The organism is Streptomyces sp. NPDC059455 (assembly GCF_042750115.1).
GTDB classification, from domain to species: domain Bacteria; phylum Actinomycetota; class Actinomycetes; order Streptomycetales; family Streptomycetaceae; genus Streptomyces; species Streptomyces endocoffeicus.
Genome location: NZ_JBHYVB010000002.1, coordinates 46,103 through 51,983, shown reverse-complemented (window position 1 = coordinate 51,983; position 5,881 = coordinate 46,103). Strand labels below are relative to the sequence as shown.

Annotated in this window: 5 protein-coding genes; 1 reads left to right on the top strand and 4 read right to left on the bottom strand. The window is 71.5% G+C overall.

Annotated elements, in window-relative coordinates:
* Nucleotides 1–216 precede the first annotated feature (216 nt).
* Nucleotides 217–510, top strand: coding sequence for a hypothetical protein (locus ACFXB5_RS01040; protein WP_385201177.1), 294 nt, complete (start codon nt 217–219; stop codon nt 508–510).
* 311 nt (nt 511–821) lie between these two features.
* Here ACFXB5_RS01040 and ACFXB5_RS01035 read toward each other — a convergent pair whose 3' ends face one another.
* Genes ACFXB5_RS01035 through ACFXB5_RS01020 form a run of 4 tightly spaced genes read right to left on the bottom strand, consistent with a single transcriptional unit; the run spans nt 822 to nt 5,330 of the window.
* Nucleotides 822–1,478, bottom strand: a complete 657-nt coding sequence (locus ACFXB5_RS01035) for a potassium channel family protein (protein WP_385201175.1) — start codon at nt 1,476–1,478, stop codon at nt 822–824.
* Nucleotides 1,475–2,134 carry a potassium channel family protein gene (locus ACFXB5_RS01030; protein ID WP_385201173.1) on the bottom strand — a complete coding sequence of 220 codons (660 nt, stop codon included), beginning with the start codon at nt 2,132–2,134 and terminating at the stop codon, nt 1,475–1,477. The genes ACFXB5_RS01035 and ACFXB5_RS01030 overlap by 4 nt, the downstream gene beginning before the upstream one ends.
* The gene (locus ACFXB5_RS01025; protein WP_385201171.1) at nt 2,131–4,953 is read right to left on the bottom strand and encodes a cation-translocating P-type ATPase; all 2,823 of its coding nucleotides are present in this window, start codon (nt 4,951–4,953) and stop codon (nt 2,131–2,133) included. Before ACFXB5_RS01025 ends, ACFXB5_RS01030 begins: the two co-directional genes overlap by 4 nt.
* Nucleotides 4,929–5,330 carry a hypothetical protein gene (locus tag ACFXB5_RS01020; protein WP_385201169.1) on the bottom strand — a complete coding sequence of 134 codons (402 nt, stop codon included), beginning with the start codon at nt 5,328–5,330 and terminating at the stop codon, nt 4,929–4,931. The genes ACFXB5_RS01025 and ACFXB5_RS01020 overlap by 25 nt, the downstream gene beginning before the upstream one ends.
* Nucleotides 5,331–5,881: the final 551 nt, after the last annotated feature.

Below are 5,881 nucleotides of genomic sequence, written 5' to 3'. Positions count from 1 at the left end.
GACCGCGCTGGAGGCCGCGCCCGAGGGGTGCGCCGCGGTGCGCCGGGGGGCGGGGTTGGGGGGGGGGGGGGGGGGCGGGCCGCGGGGGGCCCGCGGGGTGTCCCCCGCCCCGGCCCCGGCGGGGGGGGCGGGGGGAGCGGTGGGGCGCGGGGGCCCCCCCCGGACCCTTCGGCCCAACGACTGGATGGCGCTCTGGGAGCCTCGCTGCTGGCGAGTGTGGCCACCGAAGTGGTACGCGTCCGTGTCGACTTCACCCAATATGCCGAGGCGTACTACTTCCACGACGGCGAAAACCACGCGCCGCTGGCCTCCAGCGTCGGCTACGCCGCTGAGCTCGCCCAGCGCGGGCGGGCGGCAGGCCATCCCGATGTGCGTCTGGCGGCGGCCATGCTCGCCGGTGCTCTGGAGGCCCTTGCCACGGTCCTCGACGAGCAGTTCCTCCATACCGGCGGAACACCGGCGGAGGTCTTCGCCGCGTACGAAGCCGACCATGGCCGCAGCCTTTCCTGACGTCTTACTGAAAAGCTCATCCGCCCCCTCGTGACAGGTGGCCTTCGGCTCCCGAGATCCCCTCCACCACGGCGAGCGGGCCGCGCAGCTCGCGCACGGCCGTGTATTCGGCCTCGCTCCGGCCGGTCACGGCGTCTCAGATCCTGTTCCCCCGTCGGGGTGAGCCGGTCGACGGTGGTCCGCCGGTCTCCGGGGAGAGCAACGCGGTGGTGGGGCGGCACCCCGATCACCCGGTACGGCGCCGGTGGGCGGCCAGGACAACCGGCGACGGCGGGGTGACGGTTCTCCCGGGGCTCGAAGGGCCGTGGCCCTCACTGGAAGGCGGCGTGGATTTCCTGCTCGGTCGCGGTGTGTGAGATCACCAGGAGTTCGTCACCCGGCCGCAGCCTCATCCCGGCGGCCGGGACGGTGGGTCGGCCGTCGCGGACGACGGTGGCGATGACCGAACCGGCGGGGAGACCGATATCGGCGAGGGCATGGCCGACGGCCCGGGACCGGTCGGTGATGGTGGTCTCGATCACGTTGACGCCCGCTTTACTGAGCCGGAGAAGAGCGACGGTGTCGGTGGCCCCGGTGGCTTCTTCAATGAGGGAGATCAGCGGTGTGGCGGCGGGGACGGCCACATCCACGCCCCACCGCCGGTCGAACAGCCAGGCGTTGTCCACGTCGTTGACGCGGGCGGCGACGCGCTCCACCTGGAACTGGCGCTTGGCGAGCAGGCTGATGACGAGATTGTCCTCGTCCCCGCCGGTGGCGGCGATCATCAGATCGGCGGTGAGCGCGCCCGCGTGTTCCAGGAAGGCCGGGTCACAGGCGTCCCCGGCCACCAGGCGCACCGGAACGCGGCCCCGGAGCTCGGCAACCCGGTCCTCGTCGACGTCGACGAGGGTGACCTCGTTCCTTGCGGCGGCGAGCACCTGGGCGATTTGGGTGCCGAGCCGGCCGGCGCCGGCGATGAGGGCTTTCACGTACCCAGCTCCTTGTCCAGGAAGGCCCGCAGCCGGCCGAGCGCGGTGGCGGCGACGGCGAAGGTGACCAGGTCGCCGGATTCCGCCGGGGTGTCGTGGGCGGGCACGCGTGAACGGCCGGCCCGGGTGACCTCCACGACGCGGATCTCTCCGTCGACGTCGAACTCGGTCAGGCGCCGCCCCGTAAGGTAGGCCGGAAGCAGGCTGCGGACCAGCACTGTCTCCCCGTTGCCGAAGGTGATCTCAGGTGTGAGATGGCGGTGCAGCAGCATCCGGTGGATCTCATGCACCGTCCAGCGCACACTGGCGATGGTGGGGATGCCCAGGTCGCGGTAGATGTCGGCACTGCGGGGGTCGTAGATGCGGGCCAGGACGACCGGGACCCGGTAGGTCTCCTTAGCCGTCCGGGCGCTGACGATATTGCTGTTGTCCCCCGAGGTGACGGCGACGAACGCGTCGGCGTGCTGGATTCCGGTGGCTTCCAGAACCGCCCGGCTGTATCCGTTGCCTTCGTGGAACTGACCGGGGAAACCGTCGGGCAGCAGCTTTCTGGCCCGGGGCGAGCGGTCGATGAGCCGCACGTCATGGCCTTCGGCGACGAGGTCGACGGCGAGCCTGGATCCCGCCCGCCCGCACCCCGCGATGATCACTCTCATCGTGTACTTCCCTTCGGGTTCCGGGCGACGCGGCGCCGTACCCACCCCTTGCGGGTTTCCTCGGCGCCCAGGAGCAGCACTCCGAATCCCGCCAGCACCGCCCAGTCGGACGGATCCAGCGGAGCGGTGTTGAAGACGGCCTGGAGCGCGGGGAGGTAGCTGATCGCCGCCATCACCCCGAGGGAGACGCATCCGGCGGCCAGCAGCCACGGGTTGGACAGCAGCCCGATCCGGAAGACGCTCTGCTGCTCGGTGCGCACTGCCAGGGCGTTGAAGAACTGGCTGACCACGATTCCGGCCTGGACCATGGTGATCGCCTCCCGGTAGGCCGGGGTGTCCTTGGTGAAGTCCGTGTAAGGAATCCCGGAGGCGTGAATGTGCCAGAAGAACACCGCGCACACGCCGAGTGCCTGAATACCGCCGAGGAACAGGATGCGGCCCACGACGGCGCCCGAGAACAGCCGCTCCCGCCGGGATCGGGGCGGCCGGTCCATCACATCGGGCTCCGGCGGCTCGGCCCCGAGCGCGAGGGCCGGCAGCACGTCGGAACCGAGGTCGATCGCCAGGATCTGCACCGCGCTGATCGGGACCAGCGGAAACCCCGCGAAGGTGGCGGCGAGGATCGGGACGAGTTCGGCGATGTTGTGGCTGAAGAGGTAGATCAGGAACTTACGGATGTTCTGGTAGACCGAGCGGCCGAGTCTCACCGCTGTGGCGATGGAGGCGAACGAATCGTCCAGCAGCACCATCACCGCGGCTTCCCGGGCGACATCGGTACCGGATACGCCCATCGCGACGCCGATGTCCGCGTGTTTGAGGGCGGGGGCATCGTTGGCGCCGTCCCCGGTGACCGCGACGACGTCGCCGCGTCCCTGCAGTGCGGTGACCACTCGCATTTTGTGCTCGGGACTCACCCGGCACAACAGCAGCTCACCCGACTCGGTGAGCAGCTTGTCCAGAGCCGGAGCGTCGAGCGCGTCCAGCCCGGCACCCGTGATGACAGTGGGGGCGGGCCGCCGGACGATGCCCACCCGGCGGGCGACCGCCTCCGCGGTCAGCGGATGATCCCCCGTGACCATGACGATCCGGATACCGGCCCGCCCGCATGCCTCGACCGCTTCGCTGACCTCCGGGCGCGGCGGGTCGAGCATGCCGACCAGGCCCAGGAGGGAGAGCTCCGATTCAACGTCGTGCTGGGCCGGGCGGCGATCGGTCACCGGACGCCATGCCACCCCCAGCACCCGCAGCCCCCGGGAGGCCAGTTCATCGTTCGCGGCGATCACCGCCGCGCGCAGTTCGTCCGTCAGCGGCAGCCGTTCGCCTCTCCAGTCAGCGGTGTGACAGCGCGCGAGCAGTTCCTGCGGAGCGCCTTTGACGAACGCCCGGTAGCCGCCGCCCTCCGGGTCACTGTTCACCGTGCTCATCAACTTGCGGACCGAGTCGAAGGGATACTCCGCCACCCGGGGGGCCACGGCCTCCTCCGCTTCCACGTCGAGGCCCGCCTTCGCCGCCGCGACCAGCAACGCCCCCTCGGTGGTGTCCCCCAGGACACGCCAGCCCTCCCGCCCGGACGGCGGGACCAGCCGCGCGTTGCAGCACAGCGCGGCCGCCCGGAGAACGGCCAGCACCGCCTCGGGGTCGGAAACAGCCCCCACCGGGGCGTACCCCACCCCGGAGACGATGTGCGCCACTCCACCGGCCCACACCTGGGCGACGGTCATCTCCGCCCGGGTCAGCGTGCCCGTCTTGTCCGTGCACACCACGTTGGTGGATCCCAGCGTCTCAACGGCCAGCAGCTGTTTGATGAGCGCGTGCCGGCGTGCCATGCGCCGTACGCCGATGGCCAGCGAGACGGACAAGGTGGCGGGCAGTCCCTCGGGGACGAGTGCCACCATCACTCCGAGCGCGAAGACGAACGAGGAGACGAGCCCCTGCCCGGTGGGCAGGCGCACTGCGAAGAGCACCGCCCCGGTCGCGAGCGCCGCCCCCGCCACCCGGCGGGCCATCGAGGCGACCTGGAGCTGAAGGGGGGTCCGCTGGCGCGGCGCCGCCGCGGCGAGCCGGAAGATGCGCCCGAACTCCGTCGCCGCGCCCGTGGCGAACACCACGGCCTTCGCGGAGCCCGCCACGACATCGGTGCCCATGAAGACGCAGTTGCGGGCCTGAAGCACGGGGCCGGCCGCCACCGGTTCACCCGATCGGCCGACCGGATCGCTCTCCCCGGTCAGGGCGGCGTTGTTCACCGTGACCTCGTGTGTCTCCACCAGTCGGCAGTCCGCCGACACCGCGTCCCCGGCCTCCAGGGCCACGACGTCCCCCGGCACCAGATCGCGAGCTGGTACCTCCAGTCGCTCTCCGTCGCGCAGGACGCGACTGGTGTGCGGCACCATCGCCCGCAGCGACTCGGCTGTGCGCTCCGCCGAGTACTCCTGACCGAAGCCGATCACAGCGTTCAGCACCACCACGCCGAGGATCGCCAGGGCCAGTTGCAGCGTGCCCACATCATGGGGGTGTTCCAGTCCGTAGGCCAGAAAGGTGATGGCCGACGCGATGAGCAGCACGACCGCGAACAGATCCGTGAACTGCGCGAGGAGCCGCCGCCACGCCCCCCGCCGCCGGGCATGCGGCAACTCGTTGGGGCCGAACCGTTCCCGCCTCGTCCGCGCAGTCCCCGAGGCGAGCCCCCGGGGTGAGGAGCCGAGGGCGACGAAGACCTCCGCGGTTGGCAGGGCCTGTACCGCCGGGCCGTCTGCACCCGGAACGGCCACCGGTCCGCGGCCGCCGTCACCGGGCATCAGCGCATGGGGGCCGCTGCCCATCGGAAGGCACCGAGACGGAGAGCGATGGCGGTCATGCGTTCATCCTCGTCCCGGCCGGTGGAAACCGCACCTGGGAGCCGGTCCAGGCAGCGCAAGCCTCCCGGTAGCATCGGCACACCCAGCCACCAGCGCCGCACCCGGCCGGGCGTCGCGACCCCCGACGCCCGCAGCCACTCCCACCGCCACAGCACGAGCCAGACGCCCGCGAAGCACACCGCGTTGACCACGGCAGCACCGAGATCGGGAAACCACGACGGAACCAGCGGAGGCAGGATCACCGTGGCGAACAACACCAGCACGACATGCCGGGCGAGCGTCAACTCGACAGCGCCCCACAGCGGATGGCGCGTGACGTGGCCTTTCCACCGGCTCCCCACGGTCCGAGAATAGTCCGGCTTACCCGGTTCCCGGCCGGCCCCCGCGGTGCGCGTCCGGTGCCGGGCAGCCTGCCGGGGCGGGGCATCGCGGTGTGGGGGCTCCCGACGGAAACCCCATGAGGCTGGGGAGCGCCTGCCGCGCTGGGTGGAGAAGACCGAGTCGCTCGGCAGGAGAGGTGACGGCAATGGAACATGACCGACAGCGCGATCACGGACCGGGGCCGAGGGCGCCCCCGCTGTTCCTCACCAGGGCCCATGGCCTGTTCAACCCTTCGTCCGTTCCGGGGTCGTGCCCGTGGGCATGTTTGCTCGGCCGCACTCCTGGCCGTAAGAACCGCCGGCCTTCCCCGCCAGGTCGAACGTCAGTGGTCGCCGGAGCGGCACGGTGCTGTCATGGGTAGAGAAGACGTCGTGGGCAAGCCGGCAGGGCCGCGGGAGGCCGCCCCCCCCCCCCGGGGCCCCCCCGGGGGGGGCCCGCCCCCCCCCCCCCGGCCGGAGCGGCGGGGGGCCCGTGCCAGCCGGTGAAAGAGATAACAAAAACACCGCCCCCC